General features: G+C 69.2%; 26 protein-coding genes. 14 read left to right on the forward strand and 12 right to left on the reverse strand.

All coding sequences use genetic code 11. The features are described from left to right. Positions 1 to 10 precede the first annotated feature (10 nt). From AC3A6R_RS07430 to hda, 4 genes are all read right to left on the reverse strand, one after another. Positions 11 to 655, reverse strand: coding sequence for a DUF47 domain-containing protein (locus tag AC3A6R_RS07430; protein ID WP_487859667.1), 645 nt, complete (start codon positions 653 to 655; stop codon positions 11 to 13). 113 nt (positions 656 to 768) lie between these two features. Continuing rightward, a complete protein-coding gene (gene folK / locus AC3A6R_RS07435) occupies positions 769 to 1,377 on the reverse strand; it encodes a 2-amino-4-hydroxy-6-hydroxymethyldihydropteridine diphosphokinase (protein ID WP_487859666.1) in 609 nt (202 codons plus the stop codon). Then, complete coding sequence (gene pcnB / locus AC3A6R_RS07440; protein WP_487864157.1) at positions 1,374 to 3,002, reverse strand: polynucleotide adenylyltransferase PcnB; 1,629 nt, start codon at positions 3,000 to 3,002, stop codon at positions 1,374 to 1,376. The genes folK and pcnB overlap by 4 nt, the downstream gene beginning before the upstream one ends. An 18-nt stretch (positions 3,003 to 3,020) precedes the next feature. After that, complete coding sequence (hda, locus tag AC3A6R_RS07445; protein WP_487864376.1) at positions 3,021 to 3,707, reverse strand: DnaA regulatory inactivator Hda; 687 nt, start codon at positions 3,705 to 3,707, stop codon at positions 3,021 to 3,023. 142 nt (positions 3,708 to 3,849) lie between these two features. Here hda and purM point away from each other — a divergent pair, with 142 nt between their 5' ends. The 4 genes from purM (at position 3,850) to AC3A6R_RS07465 (ending at position 7,712) form a co-directional block, all read left to right on the forward strand. Then, positions 3,850 to 4,890 (forward strand): phosphoribosylformylglycinamidine cyclo-ligase, encoded by a 1,041-nt coding sequence (purM, locus tag AC3A6R_RS07450; protein ID WP_487859664.1) that lies wholly within the window; start codon positions 3,850 to 3,852, stop codon positions 4,888 to 4,890. 40 nt (positions 4,891 to 4,930) lie between these two features. Next, positions 4,931 to 6,001, forward strand: coding sequence for an AI-2E family transporter (locus AC3A6R_RS07455; protein WP_487864158.1), 1,071 nt, complete (start codon positions 4,931 to 4,933; stop codon positions 5,999 to 6,001). Positions 6,002 to 6,129: 128 nt separating this feature from the next. Further along, entirely contained in the window at positions 6,130 to 6,711 is a 582-nt protein-coding gene (locus tag AC3A6R_RS07460) for an isochorismatase family protein (RefSeq protein WP_487864159.1), read from the forward strand. Between the two features lie 11 nt (positions 6,712 to 6,722). After that, positions 6,723 to 7,712 (forward strand): GlxA family transcriptional regulator, encoded by a 990-nt coding sequence (locus AC3A6R_RS07465; protein ID WP_487864160.1) that lies wholly within the window; start codon positions 6,723 to 6,725, stop codon positions 7,710 to 7,712. Here AC3A6R_RS07465 and AC3A6R_RS07470 read toward each other — a convergent pair. The 6 genes from AC3A6R_RS07470 to murJ form a co-directional block, all read right to left on the reverse strand. Further along, a complete protein-coding gene (locus AC3A6R_RS07470) occupies positions 7,706 to 8,992 on the reverse strand; it encodes an RNA polymerase sigma factor (protein WP_487864161.1) in 1,287 nt (428 codons plus the stop codon). The two genes, AC3A6R_RS07465 and AC3A6R_RS07470, sit on opposite strands and share 7 nt — an antisense overlap. After that, positions 8,989 to 9,411, reverse strand: a complete 423-nt coding sequence (locus AC3A6R_RS07475; RefSeq protein WP_487864162.1) for a YciI family protein — start codon at positions 9,409 to 9,411, stop codon at positions 8,989 to 8,991. The genes AC3A6R_RS07470 and AC3A6R_RS07475 overlap by 4 nt, the downstream gene beginning before the upstream one ends. Before the next feature lie 26 nt (positions 9,412 to 9,437). Further along, positions 9,438 to 9,854 carry a YciI family protein gene (locus tag AC3A6R_RS07480; RefSeq protein ID WP_487859658.1) on the reverse strand — a complete coding sequence of 139 codons (417 nt, stop codon included), beginning with the start codon at positions 9,852 to 9,854 and terminating at the stop codon, positions 9,438 to 9,440. Between the two features lie 169 nt (positions 9,855 to 10,023). Continuing rightward, entirely contained in the window at positions 10,024 to 10,452 is a 429-nt protein-coding gene (locus AC3A6R_RS07485; protein ID WP_487864163.1) for a bleomycin resistance protein, read from the reverse strand. After that, complete coding sequence (locus AC3A6R_RS07490) at positions 10,449 to 11,303, reverse strand: SirB1 family protein (RefSeq protein ID WP_487859656.1); 855 nt, start codon at positions 11,301 to 11,303, stop codon at positions 10,449 to 10,451. Before AC3A6R_RS07490 ends, AC3A6R_RS07485 begins: the two co-directional genes overlap by 4 nt. Before the next feature lie 77 nt (positions 11,304 to 11,380). After that, a complete protein-coding gene (gene murJ / locus AC3A6R_RS07495; RefSeq protein WP_487859655.1) occupies positions 11,381 to 12,934 on the reverse strand; it encodes a murein biosynthesis integral membrane protein MurJ in 1,554 nt (517 codons plus the stop codon). A gap of 106 nt (positions 12,935 to 13,040) precedes the next feature. On the opposite strand from murJ, the gene rpsT reads away from it, so the two are divergent. Then, positions 13,041 to 13,355 (forward strand): 30S ribosomal protein S20, encoded by a 315-nt coding sequence (gene rpsT, locus AC3A6R_RS07500; protein WP_295984544.1) that lies wholly within the window; start codon positions 13,041 to 13,043, stop codon positions 13,353 to 13,355. Between the two features lie 127 nt (positions 13,356 to 13,482). Here rpsT and AC3A6R_RS07505 read toward each other — a convergent pair whose 3' ends face one another. Further along, the gene (locus tag AC3A6R_RS07505) at positions 13,483 to 13,812 is read right to left on the reverse strand and encodes a DUF3579 domain-containing protein (RefSeq protein ID WP_487859654.1); all 330 of its coding nucleotides are present in this window, start codon (positions 13,810 to 13,812) and stop codon (positions 13,483 to 13,485) included. Between the two features lie 159 nt (positions 13,813 to 13,971). Between AC3A6R_RS07505 and AC3A6R_RS07510 the strand changes: the two genes are divergently transcribed. Then, on the forward strand, positions 13,972 to 15,180 hold the full coding sequence (locus AC3A6R_RS07510; protein WP_487864164.1) for an acetylornithine/succinylornithine family transaminase: 1,209 nt from the start codon (positions 13,972 to 13,974) through the stop codon (positions 15,178 to 15,180). After that, on the forward strand, positions 15,177 to 16,115 hold the full coding sequence (gene argF, locus AC3A6R_RS07515) for an ornithine carbamoyltransferase (protein WP_487859652.1): 939 nt from the start codon (positions 15,177 to 15,179) through the stop codon (positions 16,113 to 16,115). Before AC3A6R_RS07510 ends, argF begins: the two co-directional genes overlap by 4 nt. Before the next feature lie 18 nt (positions 16,116 to 16,133). On the opposite strand, the gene AC3A6R_RS07520 is transcribed toward argF, so the two are convergent. Then, on the reverse strand, positions 16,134 to 18,086 hold the full coding sequence (locus AC3A6R_RS07520) for a S9 family peptidase (RefSeq protein WP_487864377.1): 1,953 nt from the start codon (positions 18,084 to 18,086) through the stop codon (positions 16,134 to 16,136). An 85-nt stretch (positions 18,087 to 18,171) separates the two neighbouring features. Between AC3A6R_RS07520 and AC3A6R_RS07525 the strand changes: the two genes are divergently transcribed. The 7 genes from AC3A6R_RS07525 to AC3A6R_RS07555 all read left to right on the forward strand — a co-directional run bounded on the left by AC3A6R_RS07525 (position 18,172) and on the right by AC3A6R_RS07555 (position 24,750). After that, positions 18,172 to 18,828, forward strand: a complete 657-nt coding sequence (locus AC3A6R_RS07525) for a response regulator (RefSeq protein WP_487864165.1) — start codon at positions 18,172 to 18,174, stop codon at positions 18,826 to 18,828. Further along, positions 18,825 to 20,201 carry a sensor histidine kinase gene (locus AC3A6R_RS07530; RefSeq protein WP_487864166.1) on the forward strand — a complete coding sequence of 459 codons (1,377 nt, stop codon included), beginning with the start codon at positions 18,825 to 18,827 and terminating at the stop codon, positions 20,199 to 20,201. The genes AC3A6R_RS07525 and AC3A6R_RS07530 overlap by 4 nt, the downstream gene beginning before the upstream one ends. Before the next feature lie 10 nt (positions 20,202 to 20,211). Beyond that, positions 20,212 to 20,535 (forward strand): YkgJ family cysteine cluster protein, encoded by a 324-nt coding sequence (locus tag AC3A6R_RS07535; RefSeq protein WP_487864167.1) that lies wholly within the window; start codon positions 20,212 to 20,214, stop codon positions 20,533 to 20,535. 81 nt (positions 20,536 to 20,616) lie between these two features. Beyond that, the gene (gene kynB, locus AC3A6R_RS07540) at positions 20,617 to 21,270 is read left to right on the forward strand and encodes an arylformamidase (RefSeq protein WP_487864168.1); all 654 of its coding nucleotides are present in this window, start codon (positions 20,617 to 20,619) and stop codon (positions 21,268 to 21,270) included. Positions 21,271 to 21,280: 10 nt separating this feature from the next. Beyond that, positions 21,281 to 22,585, forward strand: coding sequence for a kynureninase (kynU, locus tag AC3A6R_RS07545; RefSeq protein WP_487864169.1), 1,305 nt, complete (start codon positions 21,281 to 21,283; stop codon positions 22,583 to 22,585). Continuing rightward, positions 22,582 to 23,442, forward strand: coding sequence for a tryptophan 2,3-dioxygenase (kynA, locus tag AC3A6R_RS07550; protein WP_487864170.1), 861 nt, complete (start codon positions 22,582 to 22,584; stop codon positions 23,440 to 23,442). Before kynU ends, kynA begins: the two co-directional genes overlap by 4 nt. Positions 23,443 to 23,490: 48 nt before the next feature. Then, positions 23,491 to 24,750 (forward strand): SMI1/KNR4 family protein, encoded by a 1,260-nt coding sequence (locus AC3A6R_RS07555; RefSeq protein WP_487864171.1) that lies wholly within the window; start codon positions 23,491 to 23,493, stop codon positions 24,748 to 24,750. The last annotated feature ends 15 nt before the right edge of the window (positions 24,751 to 24,765 follow it).

Raw genomic sequence — 24,765 nt, forward strand, 5'->3', positions numbered from 1 at the left:
TAGCCGCCGCTCAAGAATTCTCGAGGACGATGCCCTCGATCACATTGGCCACGTCCTCGCATTTGTCGGTGATCGTCTCGAGCAGCTCGTAGATGGCCTTGAGCTTGATCACCTCGCGCACATCGGGCTCCTCGCGAAACAGCTTGCTCATGGCGCTGCGCATCACGCGGTCGGCATCCGACTCGAGGCGGTCGATCTCCTCGCAGGTCTTGAGGGTGGCCTCGGCCACCGCCGGATCGGCGATCTTGCTCAGAAACTTGACGGCATCCTTCAGGCGGTCGCAGCACTTCACGCACAAGGCCGTGAGCCGCACGATCTCTTCGGTCATGTGGCGCACGTCGTACAGCGCCATGGTCTCGGCCGAGTCCTGGATCAGGTCGGCCACGTCGTCCATCGTGTTGATGAGCTTGTGGATCTGCTCGCGGTCGATGGGCGTGATGAAGGTCTTGTGGATCAGCCGATTGACGTCGTGCGTCACACGGTCGGCCGCGCGCTCGGCGTTATCGACGTCACGGTTGTACTGCTCGCGCAGGTGCACGTCGCTGTAGTTGGCCACGAGTTGCTCGAACGCGCGCGCCGCTTCGACGATGCGCTCGGCGTGCTGGTTGAACATCTCGAAAAAATTCCCCTCGCGGGGCAGCAGCTTGCCGAACATGGCGCTCTCCTGGGTTCGCGTCTGCCACAGGCATGTGACAGCGTTATGAAAAACCATAGGAGTGTAATGGGCGATCAAGCCCCCCGGCGATCGGGGGGCCCGGCTCCGCCGCTTCAGTCGCGGATGCGCTCGACCACTTGCGAGGAAACGCGCGCCAAGGCTGCGCGCGGCACCTTGTCGGGCGCGATCTCGGCAAGCGGCTTGAGCACGAAGGCGCGGTCGCGCATGCGCGGATGCGGCAGGCTCAGCGCGGGCGCGTCCTTGACCGTGTTGCCGTGCATCAGGAGGTCGAGGTCGAGCGTGCGCGGCGCATTCGGGAACGGCCGCTCGCGCCCGGCCTGGGTCTCGAGCAGTTGCAACTCGGCCAGGAAGGCCTCGGCCGTGAGGCCGGTGCGCACCGCCACCACGGCGTTGATGTAATCGGGCCCTTCTGCATCGATCGGCGCACTGCGGTAGAGCGACGACCGCGCCGTGACCTGGGTCCGTTCGATGCCGGCGATCGCGTCCATGGCCACCGTCACGGCCGCCTGGGCGTCGCCGAGGTTGGCTCCGATGGCCACGAAGGCCTGCACGGTCGGGTAGTCCTCGCGCGGGCGGCGGGCGGCGGGCGCCGGCCTGGGCGCCGCCTTGCCTGCCGGCCGCGGACGCGACGGCGCGCGCTTGTCGTTCGCCCGCGCGGGGCCAGGGGGCTTGCCGCCCTTCGGCTGGGAAGGCCGCGTCATTCGGATGCGGCGCCTGCGCCGCCTTCACTGCCGGCCGCGCCATCGGTGCGGGGCTTGCGGCGGCGCCGGCGCTTGCGCGGCGTCGTGGGGTCGCCACCGCCTTCGCCGGACGGCGCGACGGTTTCGGCCTCGAGCACCTCGTCGGGCTGCGGCTCGCGCCCTTCCTCGCGCTGGCGCCCGGCGGGCTCCGCGCGCGGCTTCGGTGCCACAGGGTCGCGCGTGCGCACGCGCTGGCGGGTCTTCTGCTCCTCGCGCACCTGCTCTAGCAGGTCCTGCCGGCGCACGTCGTCGGCGGTGCTGAACTCCTGCCACCACTCGGCGATTGCTTCGCCGATCTCGCCCACGTCGGCGCGCAGGCGCATGAAGTCGAAGGCAGCGCGAAAGCGCGCCTGCTCGACCAGGCTATAGGGCGTGGAGCCGGTGCGCTTGTCGAAGCGCGGCTGCATCATCCAGATCTCGCGCATGTCGGCCGCGAGCTTGCCACGGCCGGACACGTCGCCGATGCGGGCGTTGAACACATCGTCGATCGCATCCTGCAGCGCCGGGAACGGCGGCTGCGGCCGATGCCCGCGCTGGCCCTCGATGCGCTGGGACCAGCCATCGCGCACGTCGGCCCACAGCACGCAGGCCAGCAGGAAGCTGGGCGCGACGGGCTTGCCCTCGCCAACGCGACGGTCGGTGTCCAGAAGCGCCGCCTGCACGAAGGGCTGGTCGGCGCGCTCCACCACCACGTCGAGCAGCGGATAAATGCCCTTGGCCAGGCCGAGCTTGCGCAGTTGCTCGACGGTGGCGATCGCATGGCCGGTCTGCAGCAGCTTGAGCATCTCGTCGAACAGGCGGCTCTGCGGCACGTCGGCCAGGAGCCGGCTCGATTCGACCAGCGGCGCGGCCGTCTTGGCCTCCATCTTGAAGCCGAGCGCCGCGAGCTTGGCCGAGAAGCGGATCGCGCGGATGATGCGCACCGGATCCTCGCGGTAGCGCGTGGCCGGGTCGCCGATCATGCGCAGCGTGAGCTTCTGGGCGTCGCGAATGCCGTTGTGGTAGTCGACCACGACCTGGTTGGCCGGGTCGTAGTACATGGCGTTGACGGTGAAGTCGCGGCGCGCCGCGTCTTCTTCCTGCGGGCCCCACACGTTGTCGCGCAGCACGCGGCCGCTCGCATCCACCGCATGCGTCATGCTCGCGAGCTCGCCCTTGCTGGTGCGCTCGTTGCCGGTCACCTGCCCGGCCGCGGCGCTGTCCATGTAGGCGCGGAAGGTCGAGACCTCGATCACCTCGTGCTCGCGGCCGCGCCCGTACACGACGTGCACGATGCGGAAGCGCCGCCCGATGATGAAGGCGCGGCGAAAGAGCGACTTGACCTGTTCGGGCGTGGCATTGGTGGCCACGTCGAAATCTTTCGGGCGCAGGCCGAGCAGCAGGTCGCGCACCGCGCCGCCCACCACATAGGCCTCGTAGCCCGCCTGCTGCAGCGTGGTGACGACGTTCTTCGCACGTTCGTCGACCAGGGCCGGGTCGATCTTGTGAACCTCCGCCGATACCTCCTGACGCTTGCCGAAGCGGCTCTTGCCCTGTGCGCCGCCGGGCGATTTGCCGAGCAGCTTGTCGATGAATTTCTTGATCATTGTTGGTTGAGGCTCTTCTTATTCGTTTTCGAGCATGGATCGAATCAGGGGAATGGTGATCGCGCGCTGCGTCTGCAGCGCATAGCCGTCGAGCTGGTTCAGCAGCTCCATCAGGCTGCCGAGGTCGCGGCTGAAGCGGTGCAGCATGTAGTCGAGCACGTCGTCCGACAGCATCACGCCGCGCGTGTCGGCCGCCTGGCGCAGCACCGCGCGGCGTTCGCTTTCGCTCAGCACGTGCAGGTGGAACACATGGCCCCACCCGAGGCGCGTGCGCAGGTCCTCGCGCAGCGGCAGGTCGGCTGGCGGCAATGCGCCGGCTGCCACCACACCGCGCTGAAGGGTCTGCGCATTGACGAACCAGTTGAAGGCCGCGTGCTGCTGCACCGCGGTGTAGAGGTGCACGTCGTCAAGCAGCACCGCGCCCCAGCGCTCGTCGAACTCGGGCGGCTCGAGCAGGCCGGCATGCAGCCAGCCCACGCTCGCGCCCTGCTCGCGCAGTGCGACGCGCACCGATTCGAGCAGATGGCTCTTGCCACTGGCGCTTTCGCCCCACAGGTAGGTCGGCACCGGCGAGTGCGGCACGGGGCCGCCGGCGCCGCCCGCCCATACTTGAAGGTGGCGCAGCGCCGCCTCGTTGGGGCCGGCAAAAAAGGCGTCGAAGCTGGGGCCCGTCGCAATGCCGATATCGAGCGCGAGCTGTTTCATCCCGGGAAGGTTCATGGAGGGGGCCGCTGGGACCCTTAAAATCAACAGGAATTCTATCGGCCCGGCCGCTTCGGTTGCCGGCGCCTCCACCGCCCGCCTGCTTTTCGGCCCATCGTTTCGCCTTTTCCGACACCGTCCGACCATGACTTCCCCCACGCCCACCCCGCTCAGCTACAAGGACGCAGGCGTCGACATCGATGCCGGCGACGCCCTGATCGACCGGATCAAGCCGCTCGCAAAAAAGACCCTGCGCGAAGGCGTGCTGGCCGGCATCGGCGGCTTCGGCGCGCTGTTCGAGGTGCCCAAGCGCTACAAGGAGCCGGTGCTGGTGAGCGGCACCGACGGCGTGGGCACCAAGCTCAAGCTGGCGTTCGAATGGAACATGCACGACACGGTCGGCATCGACCTGGTGGCCATGAGCGTGAACGACGTGCTGGTGCAAGGTGCCGAGCCGCTGTTCTTCCTCGACTACTTCGCCTGCGGCAAGCTCGACGTGGACACGGCCGCGGCCGTGATCGGCGGCATCGCCCGCGGCTGCGAACTCTCGGGCTGCGCGCTGATCGGCGGCGAAACGGCCGAGATGCCCGGCATGTACCCGGCCGGCGAATACGACCTGGCCGGCTTCGCCGTTGGCGCGGTCGAGAAATCGAAGATCCTCACGGGCCTCAACGTGAAGCCCGGCGACGTGGTGCTCGGCCTCGCCTCGGCCGGCGTGCATTCCAACGGTTTCAGCCTGGTGCGCAAGGTGATCGAGCGCGCGGGCGCCGAACTGCCCGCCACGCTCGACGGCATGCCCTTCCGCGAAGCGGTCATGGCGCCCACGCACCTTTACGTGAAGCCCGTGCTCGAGGCCCTGATGAAGCATCCGATCAAGGCGCTGGCCCACATCACGGGCGGCGGCCTGCTCGAGAACATCCCGCGCGTGCTGCCCGAAGGCATGGCCGCGCACCTGAAGAAGGGCAGCTGGCCCCAGACCGAACTCTTCGCCTGGCTGCAGAAGGTGGCCGGCATCGACGACATCGAAATGAACCGCACCTTCAACAACGGCATCGGCATGGTGGTGGTGATCGACGCGGCCGAGGCCGCGGCCTGCGCCGACACGCTGCGCGCGGCCGGCGAAACGGTGCACGAGATCGGCACCATCGCCGAACGCGGCGAAGGCGCGGCCGTGGTGGTGGCCTGAGGCCCGCGGCTTCCGGTACGACGCGCAGCCCTCGCCACGGATGACCAAGCCGCTGCCCGCCACACCCCTCGCCACCCCGCCTGCGCGCACCGCGTCGCGCCAGGTGGTGGTCGCGAGCTATCTGCTGATGCTCGCGGGCCTGCTGCTCGTGATGTGGCAGCACCTGCTGCCGGGCCTGCTGTGCGTCTGCATCGGGTTTCTCGCCACGCGCTGGTTCACCCGGCTCATCGCGCCCCAGTTGGCCCGCCTCGGCGTGCTTCGCGGCCGCGGCGAAGGGCTGGCGCGTGTTCTCTCGGTCATCCTGGTGCTGCTGGCGCCGGTAGGGCTGCTCTCGCTGGGCTTTTCCGAGGCGCGCGAATATGTCATCGATGCGCCCGACCAGTACCGCGAACTTGTCGACTACACCGCGCGCACCGTGCTCGAGCTGCGCCAGAAGCTGCCGCCCGAGATCGCCGTCTACCTGCCCGAGGGCGCGGCCGAGATCCAGCGCATGGCGGCCAACTACATGCGCACGCAGGCCGGCGCGCTTGCACTCACGGGCCGCGCCTGGCTCGGCGCCCTGCTCTTCGCCTATGTTGGCCTGGTCATCGGCGCGCTCGCAGCGGTGGCGGTGCAGAACCGGGAGCGGCCGCCGCTCGCGGCCGAACTGCACCGGCGCATCAGCATGTTTGGCGAGGCCTTCGGCCAGATCGTCGCGGCCCAGTTCTGGATCGCGGCGTTCAACACGCTGCTGACCGCGATCTTCCTGCTGTTCCTGATGCCGCTCTGGGGCCAGCTGCTGCCCTACACGCCGGCGCTGATCACGCTCACCTTCGTGGCCGGGCTGGTGCCAATCGTCGGCAACCTGGTGTGCAACACGGTCATCACGCTGGTGGCGCTGTCGGTATCGCCGATCACCGCGCTTGCCTGCCTGATCTTCCTGATCGTCATCCACAAGGCCGAGTACGTGATCAATGCCAAGGTGGTCGGACGCCGCACGCAGATGAGCGTGTGGGAGCTGCTCGCGGTGATGTTCGTGGCCGAGGCGGTGTTCGGGCCGGCCGGACTGGTGGCGGCGCCGCTGTTCTACGCCTACCTCAAGAAAGAGCTGCAGGCGGCGGGGCTGGTCTAGGGCGTGCGCTCTTCCGGCTCTTGATGTCCTGATCTGATCGATTCCGGTCCGCTTCGGCACGGACCCTGCGCTGGCGGCGCCCAAGAATAGACGGCATCATTCACTCCGCCCGTGCGAGCACTCCACCCATGAGATCCTGTCTGATTGTGATCGACGCCCAGGAATCGTTTCGGCACCGGCCGTACTGGTCCGCCGGCGGCCTGCCGTCGTACCTCGCGGCGCAGAACGCGCTCATCGAGGGCTGCGCCGACGCGGGCGTGCCGATCGTTCGCGTGTTCCACATCGACGCGCCCGCAGTGCCCGACAACCCGTTCGCGCTTGAATCGGGTTTCGTGCGCCCGATCGAAGGCCTGGCGCCGTTCGAGGCGGCCGCCACCTTCACCAAGCACCGCCACAGCGCGCTGGTTGGAAGCGGGCTCGAGGTCTGGCTCACGCAGCACGGCATCGGCCGGCTGATCGTCAGCGGCATCCGCACCGAGCAATGCTGCGAGACCACCACGCGCCACGCCTCCGACCTGGGCTGGGAGGTCGATTTCGTGGCCGAGGCCACGCTGACCTTCGACATGGTGCAGCCCGATGGCCGGCCACTCGCCGCGGCCGACATCCGTGCTCGCACGGCCACGGTGCTTCACGAGCGCTTCGCGACGGTCTGCAGCGTGGCGCAGGCGCTCGAGCGCGCGGGCGCCGTAGAGGCCGCCGCGGCGCGGTAGACGGACGACCGATGGCTCCGCAGCACACAGCGCCGCCCATCCGCGTCGTGTTCGCGCTGCTTCCGGACAGCCTCGTGCTCGACTGGGCCGGGCCCGCCGAAGCGCTGCGCATCGCCAACCAGCGGCTGGGCGCCGCGGGACGGCCGGCACGCTTCGAGATCGAATTCGCGAGTCCGCGGCCTACCGCCATCGGCTCGGTCGGCATCGCGCTCGCCGATCTCGCACCGCTGCCAACAGCGTGGAACGGGCCAGCCTGGGTGGTGCTGGTCGGGCTGCCGGGCGATGCGATTCCGATCGACAGCGCCGAGGCGCAGGACCTGCTGCACTGGCTGCGCGGGCTGCGCTTCGAACGCGGCGGGCTAGAGCTGATCACGATCTGCGCCGGCGCGCTGCTGGCCGCGCATGCCGGCGCGCTCGCGGGCCGGCGCGTGACCACCCACCACCATCACCTCGACGAACTGCGCGCAGCCGAGCCGCGCTGCGAATTGGTGGCCAACCGCGTGTTCGTGCTCGATCCACCGGTCTACAGCAGCGCGGGCGTGACCACCGGCATCGACCTGATGCTGCACCGCATCGGCGACGTCTGCGGCGAAGCGCTGGCTGCACAGGTGGCGCAGACGATGGTGGTGGCGCAACGGCGCGGTCCGCACGATCCCGAGCTGTCGCCGTTTCTGGCCTACCGCAACCACCTGCATGCCGCGCTGCACCGCGTGCAGGACGCGGTGAGCGAGCAGCCGCAGGCCGACTGGAGCGTGCCGCGCATGGCCGAAGTGGCGCACACCTCGGCGCGGCACCTGACGCGGCTGTTCGTCGAGCATGGGGGCGTCGCGCCACTGGCCTACCTGCGGCGGCTGCGGCTCGCGGCGGCGCAGCTCGCGCTGGCCTCGGGGGCGAGCGTGACGCGGGCCGCGGAGATCTCGGGCTTCGGCTCCGACACCCAATTGCGGCGCGCCTGGCACCAGTTCGGCCTGCCGGGCTCGCCCTCGGCGCCGGGTCACTGAGGCAGGCACGCCCGCGCACGCGCCAACAGCAGTGCGCGTTCGCGCGTGTTGCGCGTGAGCGAGGCGGCGCGGTCGAACTCCCGGCGCGCTTCGTCGTGGCGGCCAAGCTTGAACAGCAGGTCGCCGCGCACCGTCGGCAGCAGGTGATACCCCTGCAGGGCCGTTTCTCCGACGAGCGCATCCACCACCTCGAGCGCTGCGGCCGGCCCGAAGGCCATCGACAGCGCCACCGCGCGGTTGAGTTCGACCACGGGCGACGGCGACAGCTGGGCCAGCGCGTCGTAGAGCGCCGCGATGCGCGGCCAGTCGGTATCGGCCGCGCTGCGGGCGCGCGCGTGGCAGGCGGCGATCGCGGCCTGCAGCGCATAGGGCCCGAGAGCGCCGCCCAGCGCTTCGGCGCGCGCCAGCCCGGCCAGGCCGCGGCGAATCAGCATCTGGTCCCAGCGCGCGCGGTTCTGTTCGAGCAGCAGCACCGGCTCGCCCGAGGCGCCCACGCGCGCGGCCGTGCGCGAGGCCTGGATCTCCATCAGCGCGACCAGGCCGTGCACCTCGGCCTCCCCGGGCATCAGCCCGGCCACGATGCGGCCCAGGCGCATCGCCTCGTCGCAGAGCGCGGGCCGCATCCAGTCGTCGCCGGCCGTGGCCGAATAGCCTTCGTTGAAGACCAGGTAGAGCACTTCGAGCACAGAGGCGAGCCGTGCCGCGAGTTCGTGCCGGCGCGGCACCTCGAAAGGCACGCGCGCCTCGCGCAGCGTGCGCTTGGCGCGCACGATGCGCTGCGCGATGGTGGCTTCGGGCACGAGGAAGGCACGGGCGATCTCGTCGGTGGCGAGGCCGCCGACCAGGCGCAGCGTGAGCGCCACGCGCGCCTCGGTCGACAGCACCGGGTGGCAGGCGGTGAACACCAGCCGCAGCAGGTCGTCGCCGATGTCGTCGTCGATCGCCGCATCGCGCGCCTCGGCGAAGTCGGCCTGCGCGATCGCGTGTTGGGCGTCGAGCTCGCGACCGATCTCGGGCGCCTTGCGCTCGACCAGTTGGCCGTGGCGCAGTTGGTCCAGCGCCCGGTTCTTGGCGACGGCCGTGAGCCACGCCGCGGGGTTGTCGGGCACGCCGGCCGCGGGCCATTGCTCGAGTGCCGAAACCAGCGCGTCCTGGGCCAGTTCCTCGGCGCGGCCCACGTCGCGCACCATGCGCGCGACGGTGGCCACGATCTTCGCCGACTCGATGCGCCACACCGCCTCGATGCTGCGGTGGATGGCGGCCGTGGCGGAGGCGCTCACTGGGGCTTCTTCAGCGTCTGCATCGACGCGAAATCGTTCGTCCTGGCCTGCACGTCGGGCGGATAGTCGGCCACTTCCTGGATCTGGCGCACCTCGATGACCTCGTTCTCGGCGCCGGGGCAGCGCGTGGCCCATTCGATGGCGTCGGCGCGCGTGGGCACGTCGATGATCCAGAATCCGCCGAGCACTTCCTTGGCTTCTGCGAAAGGGCCGTCGACGACCTTGGGCTTGCGGCCCGGAAAGCTCACGCGCGCACCCATCGAAGGCGGGTGCAGGCCGTCGCAGCTGATCAGCACGCCGGCCTGCTGCATCGACTCGTTGTAGGCCATCATGGCCGACACCGCATCGATGTCGTCGGGTACGGTGCCGGGCGCGGCCGTCTCGTAGCCGTGGGGAATCATCAGCAGCATGAATCGCATGGCGGGTCTCCTTTATTGCGGGGCGGTCAGTGGGCGGCCTTGGTCTGGGCGCGCAGGCGGTCTTCCTGCGCGACCAGTTCGGGCGTCATCGCCTCGCCGAAATCGGCGGCTTCGAACACCTGGCGGATCTCGATCTCGCCCTCCTCGAAGGGGCTGCGCTTGATCCACTCGATCGCCTCTTCCTTCGACTTGACCTGCAGCAGCCAGAAGCCCGCGAGCAGCTCCTTCGTCTCGGTGAAGGGGCCGTCGATGACGGTGCGCTTCGTGCCTTCGCAGCGCACGCGCACACCCTTCGACGAGGGATGCAGCCCTTCGCCGGCAAGCAGCACACCGGCGTTGACCAGCGCCTCGTTGAACTTGCCCATGGCGGTGAGCAACTCGGTGCTCGGCATCACGCCGGCTTCGGAATCCTTGCTGGCCTTGACCAGAACCATGAATCGCATGTCGTTTCTCCTGGAGGGTGGATGAAGAAAGAAACGGCGCGGAAAAAACACTCGCGCCTGTTCACACGTCGCGCAGCGTGCCGCCGGATCGACACGCGGGCGACTGACAATTTGTAAATTAGTGCTTCAACGTCGAACCGGCCGGGCGCAGTGCCACCCCCGCCCGCGCTCACAGATAGCCGCAGAAGCGCAGCACATGTCCGTCGGGTTCCCGCACCGCGAACTCGCGCAGGCCCCAGGGCTGCGACACCGGCGGCTCGACCACGGTGACGCCGCGCCGGAGGTAGGCGGCATGCAGGCCGTCGATGTCCTTGCCGACGTGGATCACGATCTCGCCGCGCCAGGGCGGCGCGTCGCGCGTGCTGCACTGCCACAGGCGCAGGTAGACCGGGTCGCCATGGCTGCCGTCACCCTTCTTGACTCTGGCATAGCTCGGCGGTTCGCCCGCGATGAAGTCGAGCTCGAAGCCCAGCACGTCGCAGAACCAGCGCGCCGCGCGCGCGACGTCGGACACCGGCAGCACCGGCTGCAAGCCGTGGAACTGATGCAGCGTCCCGAGGTCGGCCGCGGGCGCGACGCCGGGCCTCGCGGGGGTCATCGGTTCGACGCGCGGCGCAGCGCGGCCACGCGCTCGGCAATGTCGTCGACATCGAGCGCATCTTCGGCATGCGTGAGGTAGGTTTCGAGGTCGCGCACGGCCGCCGCGGTGTTGCCCTGCTCGGCATGGGCGATGCCGCGGTCGCGGTACTCGCCCCAGGCATTCGGCAGCAGCGCGATGAGGCGGTCCTGCACGGGAATGGCGCGCTGCCAGTCCTCTTGCGCGCGGTGCACTTCCTTGAGGTTGCGCAGCATGCGCGCAATGATCTCGCGCGAGCTCGCGGGCTGCAGGTAGAGGCCCAGAGGCACGTCGAAATCGCCCACAAGGCCGTTGCTGCGTTTGTAGGGCTCGAGCCGCTCGCTGAGTTCCTCGCGCGAGAGCGACTTGCCGCTGAAGGGATCGATCACCACCTGCCCCTTCGGCAGCGTCACCTTGACCATGAAATGGCCCGGAAACCCGACGCCGCGTGCCTGCAGTCCGAGCCCCTGCGCCAGCTCCATCCAGAGCACCGCGAGCGAAATGGGGATGCCGCGGCGCGTGCGCAGCACGGCATTGAGGTAGCTGTTGTCGGGGTCGTAGTAGTCGTTGACGTTGCCGCCGAAGCTCAGGTCGCTGAAGAAGAACTGGTTGAGTGCGCGCAGCCGTGCCAGCGGCGCGGCGTCGCCCGGCAGCCGGCGCTTCAGGCGCGCGAGCAATTGGTCGACGTCGCCAAGCACCTGCTGCACGTCGAGGTCAGGGTATTCGTCCTGCGCCAGGCTGGCGGCAGCCTCGAGCAGCGGGAAATGGTCGTCGCTCTGCACCAGCGACTCGAAATACGCGAGGGCGGTGGGAACCTGAAAGCTGAACGTCATGTGTCTTTGTAGAGGAGCGCCAGGGGTGCGTCAAGGCGGTGTTTTCAGCTTGCGCCAGTCGCGGTGGCCGCGGGCCTTCAGCGCCGCAGGAAGCTGCGCAGCCGCACGCCCACGGCCGCGAGCACGCCGAAATACAACAGCCCCGCGCCCGCGATCAGCGCCGCCAGCCAGCCGATGCGCAATAGCCGCTGCTCGCGCAAGGCGATCCAGTCGACATGCTGTGCGCCCCAGGCCAGCACGGCGGCCAGTACCAGCGTGCCGGCGGCCACCTGCAGCACGAACCGGCCCCAGCCGGGCGCCGGCTGGTAGTTGCCGCGGCGCACCAGCCCGACCAGCAGCCAGACCGCATTGACCAGCGCGCCGATCGCGATGGTCAGCGTCAGCGCCGCATGCTGGAGCACCGGCACCAGCACGAGGTTGAGAAGTTGGATCAGCACCAGCACCGACACCGCGATGATCACCGGCGTGCGCATGTCGTGCTTGGCGTAGTAGCCCGGCGCCAGCACCTTGATCGCCACGATGCCGACGAGCCCCACGCCGTAGCCCATCAGCGCCATCGTGGTGCGCCGGACGTCCTCGCCGCTGTAGGCGCCGTTGTGGAACAGCACCGCCACCAGCGGCTGCGAAAAGAGCAGCAGCGCCACCGCGCAGGGCGCCGAAAGCAGCACCACGAGCCGCAGGCCCCAATCGAGCAGGGCCGAATAGCGCGCGTCGTCCTTGGCCGCGCGCGCGCCCGCCAGCTGCGGCATCAGCACCACGCCGAGCGCCACACCGAGCATTGCGGTGGGAAATTCCATCAGGCGGTCGGCATTGGCGATCCAGGTCACGCTGCCGACCGCGAGGTGCGACGCGATCTGCGTATTGATGAGCAGCGAGATCTGCGCCACGCTGACGCCCAGCAGCGCCGGCGCCATGAGCTTGGCCACCTTGCGCGTGGTGGGGTCGCGCCAGGCCGCGCGCAGCGCGCCCAGGCTCGCGCCGATGCGCGGCGCGAGCCCGAGCTTGCGCAGTGCCGGCACCTGCAGCGCCAGCTGCAGCACGCCGCCGACCAGCACGCCGGCGCACTGCGCATAGATCGGCTCGATGCCCCAGCGACGGAACAGCGGCGCGCCGACCACGATCGCAAGGATCAGCGACAGATTGAGCAGCACCGGCGACGCGGCCGGCACCGCGAACCTGCGCCAGGTATTGAGCACCCCGCCGGCCAGCGCCACGAGCGACATGAAGCCGATGTAGGGGAACATCCAGCGCGTCATCACCACGGCCGCGTCGAAGCCCGGCAGGCCGCTGGCCATGGCCCACACCAACCACGGTGCGCCGACCACGCCCGCCACGCACACCACCACCAGCGCCCAGGTCAGGAGCGTCGCGACATGGTCGATCAGCGCCTTGGCGCCCTCCTCACCGGCCTCGGTCTTGTGCGCGGCCAGCACGGGCACAAAGGCCTGGCTGAAGGCGCCCTCGCCGAACACCCGCCGGAACAGGTTGGGAATGCGGAATGCGACATTGAAAGCGTCGGTCAGCGCGCTGACGCCGAAGACCGAGGCAAAAAGCACGTCGCGCACGAGGCCCGTGATCCGCGAGGCGAGCGTCAGCAGGGATACGGTGGAGGCGGATTTGAGCAGGGACACGGGGCGAGTGTAGGGCCCGGAAAGCCCCGATTCGGCCGAAAACGCAACCCGGCCTATAATGGAGGGCTTTGCTGCATCATCCTCAGACACCTAAGGAACCAAAACCATGGCATCCGCCAAGCCCAAGAAAAAGAACCCGCGCCTCGCGTCGGGCCGTAAGCGCGTCCGTCAGGACACCAAGCTCAACGCTGCGAACACCTCGCTGCGCTCCAAATACCGCACCGCCGTGAAGAATGTCGAGAAGGCCGTGCTGGCCGGCGACAAGACCAAGGCGAGCGAACTCTTCGCGAAGGCCCAGAGCATCGTCGACGCCATCGCCGACAAGGGCATCTTCCACAAGAACAAGGCTGCCCGCGACAAGAGCCGCCTGTCGGCGAAGGTCAAGGCCCTCGCCCTCGCGCCTGAAAAGGCCGCCGCCTGACACCTGTCAGGCAAGCCCGGACTGAAATGTTTCAGTCCGCCGTTTGATCGGGGTGCGCTGCAGCAAAGTGTAAAAAACCGCCTTCGGGCGGTTTTTTCATGGGCGATCGATTCGCGGGGGCGGCGGCTCAGGCCTTGGGCGGCACTTCGGGTACGTCGGGCACCAGACAGGCCTCGGCCACCTGCAGGTCGTTGTCGCGCGCGAAGTTCACGCAGAAGTCCCATGCCATGGGCTCCGCGTCGCGCAGCGCCCTGTTCACCACCACGCATTTGACCCCGTTGATCGTGGTGGGAACACACCAGGGCGAATAGCTCAGATGGCTCCCCGGGTAGGCCCCTCCGGGGCGGAAGGAGCACATCACACCGGCCAGCCGCTCGGCCCAGTCGCTGGGGCGAAAAGTCCGGCCATCGCGCGTGATGCCCTGGATGAAGATTTCTTTGGCAGTGGGGGAAATCATCGTTGAAAGAGGCGACCGAAGCAGGTGCTGCGGTGCAGCATGCAATTGTATCCGCGCCCTTTTGGCGGCCATGGCCGGGGGCATTGCTGTGATGCGGAATCGTCAACGAAGCCGTCGTACCACCCGCCTAGAATTCCCCTTCCCTTTCTGGAGAATCGAATGAGCGCCACCGCCGAGCCCACCTCGCCCCACGTCATGAACACCTACGGTCGACTGCCGATCGCGCTGTCGCACGGCCAGGGCTGCCGAGTCTGGGACACCGCGGGCAAGGCCTACCTCGACGGTCTCGGCGGCATCGCCGTCAACACGCTGGGCCACAACCACCCCGAGCTGGTGCCCGCGCTGCAGGACCAGATCGCCAAGCTGATCCACAGCTCCAACTACTACCACGTGCCGGGCCAGGAGCAGCTCGCGGCCAAGCTGGTCGAACTCTCGGGCCTGACCAACGCCTTCTTCTGCTGCACCGGCCTCGAGGCCAACGAGGCCGCGCTGAAGCTCGCGCGCAAGTTCGGCCACGACAAGGGCATCGAGCGCCCCGAGATCGTGGTCTACGAGGCCGCCTTCCACGGCCGCAGCATCGCCACGCTGTCTGCCACCGGCAATCCGAAGGTGCAGGCCGGCTTCGGCCCGCTGGTCGAGGGCTTCATCCGCGTGCCGCTCAACGACATCGATGCCCTCAAGGAGGCCGCCGAAGGCAACCCGAACGTGGTGGCGGTGTTCTTCGAGACCATCCAGGGCGAAGGCGGCATCAACCCGATGCGCCTCGACTACCTCAAGCAGGTGCGGGCGCTCTGCGACGAGCGCGACTGGCTCATGATGATCGACGAGGTGCAGTGCGGCATGGGCCGCACGGGCAAGTGGTTCGCGCACCAGTGGGCGGACATCAAACCTGATGTGATGCCGCTCGCCAAGGGGCTGGGCTCGGGCGTGCCGATCGGCGCCGTGGTGGCCGGCCCCAAGGCCGCCAACATCTTTGCGCCCGGCAACCATGGCACCACCTTCGGCGGCAATCCGCTCGCGATGCGTGCGGGCATCGAGACCATCCGCATCATGGAAGAGCACAAGCTGCTCGAGAATGCCGCCACCGTGGGCGCGCACCTGAAGGCCGCGCTCGAGCGCGAGCTTGGCGGGCTGGGGGGCGTGAAGGACATCCGCGGCCAGGGCCTGATGCTCGGCATCGAGCTCGACCGGCCCTGCGGCGTGATTCTGAACCGCGCCTGCGACGCCGGCCTGCTGTTGAGCGTGACCGCCGACCGCGTGATCCGCCTCGTGCCGCCGCTCATCCTGAGCATTGCCGAGGCCGACGAGATCGTGGCCATCCTCGCGCCCATCGTGAAGAACTTCCTTTCGGAACCTGCCGCGCAATGACGACCGCCGCCACCACGCCCAACGCCATCCGCCACTACCTGCAGTTCTCGGACCTCACGGCCGACGAATACACCTACCTGTTCGACCGCATGGCGGTCATCAAGCAGAAGTTCAAGACCTACGAGAAGCACCAGCCGCTGACCGACCGCACGCTGGCGATGATCTTCGAGAAGGCTTCCACGCGCACCCGCGTGAGCTTCGAGGCCGGCATGTACCAGCTCGGCGGCAGCGTGGTGCACCTGACCACCGGCGACAGCCAGCTCGGCCGCGCCGAACCGATCGAGGACAGCGCCAAGGTCATCAGCCGCATGGTCGACCTGGTGATGATCCGCACCTACGAGCAGGCCAAGATCGACACCTTCGCCGCGCATTCGCGCGTGCCCGTGATCAACGGCCTGACCAACGAGTTTCACCCCTGCCAGATCCTTGCGGACATCTTCACCTACATCGAGCACCGTGGATCGATCCAGGGCAAGACCGTGGCCTGGGTCGGCGACGGCAACAACATGGCCAACACCTGGCTGCAGGCAGCCGAGATCCTCGGCTTCTCGGTGCACGTGAGCACGCCCAGCGGCTACGAGGTCGACCAGTCTATCGCCGGCATCCGCTCGGGCGACAGCTACAAGGTCTTCAAGGACCCGATGGAAGCCTGCCGCGGCGCCGACCTCGTGACCACCGACGTCTGGACCAGCATGGGTTACGAAGCCGAGAACGAGGCCCGCCGCAAGGCCTTTGCCGACTGGTGCGTCGACGAGGACATGATGCGCGCCGCCCAGCCCGACGCCCTCTTCATGCACTGCCTGCCCGCGCACCGTGGCGAAGAGGTGCAGGCCGAAGTCATCGACGGGCCGCAGTCGGTGGTGTGGGACGAGGCCGAGAACCGGCTCCATGCGCAGAAGGCGCTGATGGAGTTTCTGCTGCTGGGGCGGCTGTAAGTCCTGGCGCCTCGGGCTTCAAAACGCCCACGCGCCCAACTGGTAATAGTCGAAGCCGCTGCTGCGCCCGCCAAGGCAGCCGGCGAGGAAATCTTCGGCGTGGCGGTACATGGCGAGGTTGTTGGGCCACTTCTGGTTGCCGTGACCGTCACCCTGGAAGCTGACGAACTCGACCGTCTTGCCGGCCGCGCGCAGCGCCGCCACCATGCGCTCCGACTGATCGAACTTCACGCGCGCATCGTTCACGCCATGCATGACGAGCAGCGGCGCGCGCACTTGGGCGACGTGATTGATCGGTGACTTGGCGTCCAACAGCTTGCGCTGCACAGGATCGGCCGGATCGCCCACATAGCGCTTCCACCAAGGCAGGTTGAGCGACCAGTAGGCGGGCGCGTTCTCGATCAGCCGCGAGAGGTCGGACATGCCTACCACGTCGACCGCGCAGGCAAAGGTCTCCGGCGTCATCGTGGCGCCCACGAGCGCCGAATAGCCGCCGTAGCTCGCGCCGTAGATCGCCACGCGCGCGGGATCGGCCACGCCCTCGGCCACGGCCCATCGCACGCCGTCGATGAGGTCGTCGTGCATCTTGCCCGCGAACTCGCCCACGGCCTTTTCCATGAACGCGCGGCCGTAGCCGGTGGAACCGCGGTAGTTGACCTGCAGCACCGCATAGCCGCGGTTGGCAAGAAACTGCTGGACGCTGTAGTTGCTCTGGTAGGTCCAGATATCGCGCGCCCAAGGCCCGCCGTGCACCAGCAGCACCATCGGCAGCGCGCGCGCCTGCGCGCCCGGCGGCAGCGTCAGGTAGCCATGGATCCGCAAGCCGTCACGCGCGGCGTAGTCGATCGGCCGCGTCGATGCCAGCGAGGCAGCGAGGCCGCTGGTGTTGCTTTCGCCGAGCAGCAGCGGCGCTGTGCCCGCATCGCGCTGCAGCAGGTAATGCTTCCAACCCTTGTCGGTTCCGACGCTGACCGTCATGGCGTGCTCGTCGTCGGCCATGCTGGTCACGTGCACCGCAGCCGGTGCGCCGCCCGCCAGCGGTTCGAGCCGCGCCGCCAGCGCGGTATCGAAGTACCTGACGCGCGGGTAGCCCGGCATCGCATAGGCCGCGAGCGGCGCATGGCTGCGGCGACTGATGAGCACCTGCTCGACGTCGACCTCGCGCTCGGCGTGCACCACTTCCTCGGCGCCCGATTCGAGGTCGAGGCGCACCAAAGCGTCCTTGTCACGGCCGCGGCCCGAGACCGCCCACGCGATGTTCGTGCCGGGCACGAAGTCGGCGATCCACCAGTTCTCGCCCTTCTGCCAGCGCAACGTGGTGCGCCATCCATCGCCATCGGGCAGCTGCAGGTAGCGCGCGTCCCCGTCCAGCACCGAACGCACGCGCAGGCGCCCCGCGCGGTCCACCACCCAAGAGGTGACGTTGCCCGGGTTCTGCGCCAGCAAGGTCCGCGCGCCGGTGGCGGGATCGATGCGGTAGAGGTCGAAGACCTTCTTGTCGCGCAGGTTGGAGATCACAAGGAGTTCGGCACTGCCGTCGACGCGTCGCACGATGCGCGAGCGGGTGCCCTTGAACGGTGTCAGGTCGACGGGCTGCGAATCGGCGCGCATCAGGTCAACGGCCAGCACATGGGTGTCCTCGTCGCCTGTGCGATCGACCGTGAGGAAGAGAAAGCGACTGTCGCCCGACCAGACGATGCCTCGCGCGCGCACCGGGATCGCCCGCGTGTCGCCGCTGGCCAGCTTCTTCACCCAGACGGCCGGCCGCAGCCCGCTGACGCCTTTCCATGCGAGCGAGGCGCCATCGGGCGACAACCGATAGAGGCTCGTGCCTTCCACGTTCGCGACGAACTCGCGGACCGGGATCAGCGGCGGCAGCGGCGCATCCTGCAGCGCCGGGTGCGTCGGCGCGATGGCGCAGCCGCCGAGCAGCACCGTCAGACCGAGCGCGATCCACATTCTTGCCAGCATCACGGGGACTCCTCCTTGTTGGAGGCCGGATTGTGGGCCGACCGACCTTTGGCGATCCCAAAGGTGCGCGCGCCACAATGCGGCCATGCACCTCCTGCTCATCGAAGACGATCTCGACCTGGGGCGTGCGCTGCAGGCCACGCTCAAGGTCGAGCACTTCACGAGCGAGTGGGTGCGTCGCGCCGCCGATGCACCGCCGGCCGTCGATGCCGCGCGCGTCGACTGCGTGCTGCTCGACCTGAACCTGCCCGATGCCAGCGGCTTCGACCTGCTGCGGCGCTGGCGGCGCAGCGACGTTCGCGTGCCGGTGATCGTGATCACCGCGCGCTCGGCCATCGACGACCGGCTGGCCGGCTTCGAAGGCGGTGCCGACGATTTCGTCATCAAGCCTTTCGACACCGCCGAACTGGTGGCGCGCATCCGCGCCGTGGTGCGGCGCAGCGCGCGCCAGGCGAGCGAAGACTGGACCGTGGGCGCCCTCGAAATCGAACCGGGCCGGCGCCAGGCCAGGCTGCACGGCACACCGCTGGCGCTCTCGCCGCGCGAATTCCAGCTGCTGCTCGAACTGGCGCGCGAACCGGGCGTCGTGGTGCCCAAGGACCGGCTGGCACAGCGCCTGGAGCCCTTGGGCGATCCGGTCGACTTTGCCGCGATCGAGGTGCATGTTTCGAACCTGCGCAAGAAGATCGGCACCGAACGCGTGCGCACGGTGCGCGGCGTGGGCTATCTGCTCGAGCCATGAGCGTTGCGCTTCGCAATTTGTGGCAGCGCGTGCGCGAGCCCTCGCTGGTGCGGCGCGGCACCGCGGCGACGCTGCTGGTCCTGCTGCTGATCTGGGCCGTGCTGCTGGGCTACATGTACCTCGAGAACCGCAGGTACTTGGCCGAGGCACCCGGGCTGCAGCAGTTCGGCGACGCGCTGCTCGTCGCGCTCGACGAAACCCCGGACCCGGCCCAGGCGCGCATGGTGATGGCCGCCACCGAACGCTGGACTGCCATCCGCCGCACCCAGGACAGGCGCCTCGGCGGCATCGTGCTCTACGAACTGCGCGACCGCGGCGGCGCCCGCGTGTACGCGTCCGACGCGTGGCCGTGGGCAGCCGCCACGCCGCCGGACGGCCGCTGGACCGAGCGCTACTGGCGCTACCACGGCACGAGTGCGCAGTGGCACCTGCAGATCCTCAACCCGCGCCGCACCCGCGGCGCATGGCTCGGCTACAACGCCCGCACCATCGCTCCCTACCTGCTGGTGGCGTTCCCTTTCGTGCTGCTGGCGGTGTGGCTCACGGTGCGCGCCAGCCTGCGGCCACTGCAGCAGCTGGCGCAGCGGATCGAAGCGCGTCCGGCCGACGACCTGAGCCCGGTCGGCGTGCCGGCGCACTACCGCGAACTCAGGCCGCTGGTGCAGGCGCTGGACACGCTGGTGTCGCGCCTGCGCGGCACGGTGGAGCGCGAGCGTGCATTCGTGCAGGACGCGGCCCACGAGATCCGCACGCCGCTGGCCGTCATCAGCGCGCAGGCCCATGTGCTGGCGCATGCGCGCGAGCCGGCAGAGCGCGCCACGGCCGAGGCGCAATTGAGCCAGGCCATCGCACGCGCCTCGCACCTGGCGCGGCAACTGCTGGCACTCGCCGCGCTCGACCGCGCCGGTGCGCCGAGCGCCAGCCGCATCGACCTGGCGCACTGGCTGCGCACGCTGCTCGGGCCCGCCGCCCAGGCCGCGCTGCGCGAAGGCCGCGAACTCTCGCTCGACGCGCCCGACACGCTGCCCTGGAGGGTCGAGCTCGGCACGCTGGAGTCGATCGTGCAAAACCTGGTCGACAACGCGCTGCGCCATGGCGTGCCCGGCAGCATGGTGGCCGTGACCCTCTGCGATACCGGCGGCGAGCTGCAGCTCGACGTGCGCGACGATGGCCCCGGCATCGCAGCGGCCGAGCGCGACAGGGTCTTCGAGCGCTTCCACCGCGGCACCGAGCCGCGCGCGACCGGCGCCGGCCTCGGGCTCGCCATCGTCCGCCAAGCTGCCGCGCGCCTGGGCGGCAGCATCGAGATCGTGGAGGGGCTGCGGGGCCGTGGCGTTGGCTTTCGCGTGCGCCTGCCGCGGCCGGGCGGATAGCATCGCCGCCATGAGCAGCCGCTATTCTTCCTGCCAGCAATGCGGCGCCTGCTGCGCCGCCTACCGCGTCGACTTCAGCGTGCACGAACTCGACACGCATGGCGGCGCGGTGCCGGCCAGACTCGCGGTGGACGTCAACGACGCGATCGCCCGCATGCGCGGCACCGACCACGCTCGGCCGCGCTGCGCGGCGCTCACCGGCCGGATCGGCGAGGCGGTGGGCTGCGGCATCTACGAATGGCGTCCGAACCCCTGCCACGAGATCGAGGCCGGCAGCGACGCCTGCGAACGGGCCCGGGCGCGCCACGGGTTGCCGGCGCTCGCGGCGTCCTGAAACCCGCGCCCATCAACTCGTCACCGCAGTTGTTGGAAATAACCGACACCACGACCGCGCGCGCGGCGCTACCTTCGCGCCATGCGCTCTCTGCAACCCCAACCCCGCGTCTGGGACATCTCGCCGCCGGTCCATGAAGGCACGCCGGTGTTCCCCGGCGACACGCCCTACCGGCAACGCTGGGCGGCCACCATCTCGCCGGGCTGCCCCGTCAACGTAAGCGAGATCACGCTCTCGCCGCACACCGGCGCGCATGCCGACGCACCGCTTCACTACGACGCCGAAGGCCTGCCCATCGGCCTGGTCGATCTCGCGCCCTTTCTCGGGCCCTGCCGCGTCATCCATGCCATTGCCAAGGGACCCTTGGTCGAATGGGCGCACATCGCGCACGCTGTCGACAGCCAGTTGCCGCCGCGCGTGCTGGTGCGCACCTATGCGGCCATGCCGGTGGACCGCTGGGACCCGCAGCTCGCGGCCTATGCGCCCGACACGATCGAGCGCCTCGCGGCCATGGGCGTGAAGCTCATCGGCATCGACACCGCAAGCATCGACCCGGCCGACAGCAAGACGCTCGACAGCCACCAGCGCATCCGCCGGCTCGACATGCGCGTGCTCGAGAACCTCGTGCTCGACGCGGTGCCCGAAGGCGACTACGAACTCATCGCGCTGCCGCTGAAGCTGGCGAGTGCCGATGCCTCCCCCGTGCGCGCCGTGCTGCGCGACCTTCCCCGCTGACATCCCATCCATGACCACCCTCGAAGACTGCCGCGCGCTCGACGCGCAAGACCCGCTCGGCGCGTTGCGCGACCAATTCATCCTGCCCGACGGCGTGATCTACCTCGACGGCAACTCGCTCGGCGTGCTGCCGAAGGCGGCACCGTCACGCATTGCCGAAGTGGTGGCCGCCGAATGGGGCCAGGGCCTGATCCGCTCCTGGAACACGGCGGGCTGGTTCGACCTGCCGCAGCGCCTGGGCGACAAGGTGGCCCGGCTGATCGGCGCCGCGCCCGGCGAGGTGGTGTGCACCGACAGCACCTCGGTCAATCTCTACAAGGTGCTGTTCGCCGCGCTCTCGCAGCAGAAGCAGCATGCCGGCCGCAGGCTCGTGGTGAGCGAGCGCAGCAACTTCCCGACCGACCTCTACATCGCCGAGTCGCTGTGCCGCGAACGCGGCTTCACGCTCAAGCTCGTCGACGAGGGCGAGCTGCCCGCCGTGCTGACCGACGAAGTGGCCGTGCTGATGCTCACGCACGTCAACTACCGCACCGGTGCGATGCACGACATGAAGGCCGTCACCGCGGCCGCGCATGCGGTCGGCGCGCTGACCGTCTGGGACCTGGCCCACAGCGCGGGCGCGGTGCCGGTCGCGCTCAACGACAGTCAGGCCGACTACGCGATCGGCTGCGGCTACAAGTACCTGAACGGCGGCCCCGGTGCGCCGGCGTTCGTGTGGGTGCACACCCGGCACGCGGGCCAGTTCGAGCAGCCGCTCGCGGGCTGGTGGGGCCATGCGGCGCCGTTCGAGTTCACGCCGCACTATCGGCCAGCGCCCGGCGTGGGCCGCTACCTCTGCGGCACGCAGCCGATCATTGCGCTCGCGGGGCTCGAATGCGGCATCGACACCGTGCTCGCGGCCGAAACCTTCGACAACGGCCGGGGCGGCATGGCGGCCCTGCGCGCCAAGTCGCTCGCGCTGACCGACCTGTTCATCGCGCTGGTCGAGGCGCGCTGCGCGGGCCACGGGCTCTCGCTCGTCACACCGCGCGATCCGGCACGCCGCGGCTCGCAAGTCTGCCTGAGCCGCACGGACCCGCAAGACCCGCAGGGCGGCTCGGGTGCCTACGCCATCGTGCAGGCGCTGATCGCGCGCGGCGTGATCGGCGACTTCCGTGCCGGCGACGCGCAGATGCCCGACATCCTGCGCTTCGGCTTCACGCCGCTCTACCTCGGCTTCGAGGATGTGTGGAATGCGGTGGAGCACCTGGTGCAGGTGCTCGAGACGGGCGAATGGCGGCGCGCCGAGTTCAACCAGAAGAATGCAGTGACATGAGCACCGGGAAGCCCTTGCCGAACCACCCCGAGCACATCGTCCGGGAGGAAGGCGCGCAGCTCGACTTCAGCAAGTCGATGAGCTACGGCGACTACCTGCACCTCGACGAGATCCTCAACGCGCAGCATCCGCTGTCGCCCGCGCACGACGAGATGCTGTTCATCGTGCAGCACCAGACCAGCGAGCTCTGGATGAAGCTCATGCTGCACGAACTGCGCGCGGCCACGGCCTGCATCGCCAGTGAAAAGCTGTCGGACGCCTTCAAGATGCTCGCGCGAGTGAGCCGGATCATGGAGCAGCTCGTGAGCGCATGGACCGTGCTCTCGACCATGACGCCTCCCGAGTACACGGCCATGCGCCCCTACCTCGCGAACTCGAGCGGCTTCCAGAGCGCGCAGTACCGCTGCATCGAATTTGCGCTGGGCAACAAAAACGCGGCGATGCTCAAGCCCCATGCGCACCGCCCCGATCTGCTGGTACAGGTCGAGGCCGCCTACCGCTCGCCCTCGCTCTACGACGAGTCGCTGCGCCTGCTGGCGCGCCACGGACTGCCAGTGCCCGCCGACAAGCTCGAGCGCGACTGGACGCAGCCGTACGAGGCGAGCGACGGCGTCGAGGCCGCATGGCTCACGGTGTACCGCGATCCGCATGCGCATTGGGATCTCTACCAGCTCGGCGAGAAGCTCACCGACCTTGAAGATGCCTTCCGGCTCTGGCGCTTCCGCCACGTGACCACGGTCGAGCGCGTGATCGGCTTCAAGCGCGGCACCGGCGGCACGGGTGGCGTGAGCTACCTGCGCAAGATGCTGGACGTGGTTCTGTTCCCTGAAATCTGGAAGATCCGAACGGATCTCTAGGACGCGCCCCGACACGCTACATTGGCAGACACCTCACGGAGACCTGCCATGCACAAAGACGACGTCCAGTTTTCTCCCGACGAACTCGCCACGCTGCGCACACATGGCGTGGTGCTGTTCGCGGACCGCGTGATCTTCGAAGCCCGGCCGCCGATGCCCGAGGCGCGCATCGCCGAGGTCGAGGCCCTGTGCGCCGGGCCGGTTCCCGATGCGCTCGCCGCGCTCTGGCGCGAAACCGCGGGCGGCCGCCTCGACTACGACCTCTCGCTGCCGATGAAAGGCAACATCGAGGCCGTGAGCTGGTCGGAGCTGTTCTGGGACGGCAGCGACGGCTACCACGACCTGCAGGGCTGGATCGCGCACGAGCAGGAGATCGCCCAGGAAGCCGCCGACGACGAGGGCCGCACCTGGAGCGGCAAGCTCACGCACCTGCCGCTCGGCGGCTTCGAGTACCTCGACCGCGTGTATGCGGTGGTGGAACCCGGCGGCGAGCACGGCAGCATCGTCGCGTGGAAGCACGGCCTGCCGCCCGCCTGGACGCATGCGCTGCACGAGGACGGCGTCAGCACCATTGCGCCCGACCTGCGCGGCGCCTTCGCGGCGCTGCACCTCGACGAGGATCCGCTCGCACCCGCGGGCGACTACTTCTCGGGCCAGGCGCTACTCGAATACCTCGACGACCGGCACGAGGAACACGGCCTCGCGATCGACCTCGTCGACAAGCTCGTGGCCTTCTACCGCCGCGCGATGCGCGACTGGCGCACGCCGCTCGCCGACGGCACGCTGCGCCTCCAGCCGGCGACCGCACGCGCGGCATTGCGCCACGCCATCGGCACAGACGACGCCTCGCTGGTGGCCGAGCTCGCGGCCGCGGGCGTGAGCTTCCAGGGCCCACAGCAGGGCAGCGCACTGGCCACCGACGTGGCGATCGGCCACGGCGCGTTCGCAGCCGCCATGGCACTGGTGCGCGCCGGCGCACCGGTGGCGCGCGAGGCGCTGGCCAACATCGACGGCCAGATCTCGCCCGAACTCACGAGCGCCCTGCTCGCGAACGGTGCCGAGCCTAGCGTGGTCGCGATCGTGCAGTGCGCGGCCTGCGGCGCGCCTGCGAGCGCGCACCTGATCGCGGAGGCCTGCGCCAAGGCGGGCATCGACGTGCCGGCCGCGTTCGCCCTGGAACGCGAAGCCATGCTGGGCGAACTCAAGGCCACGCTGCTCGAGGTGCGCGAGGACACGCAGGGCCACTATCTCGGGCCCGAGGGCCTGGCCGAACGCATCGAACACCTGCAGGCATTCAGCCTCGATTGAGCGCGGCAGCCCGCC

The organism is Variovorax sp. Soil_C_19 (genome assembly GCF_057657255.1).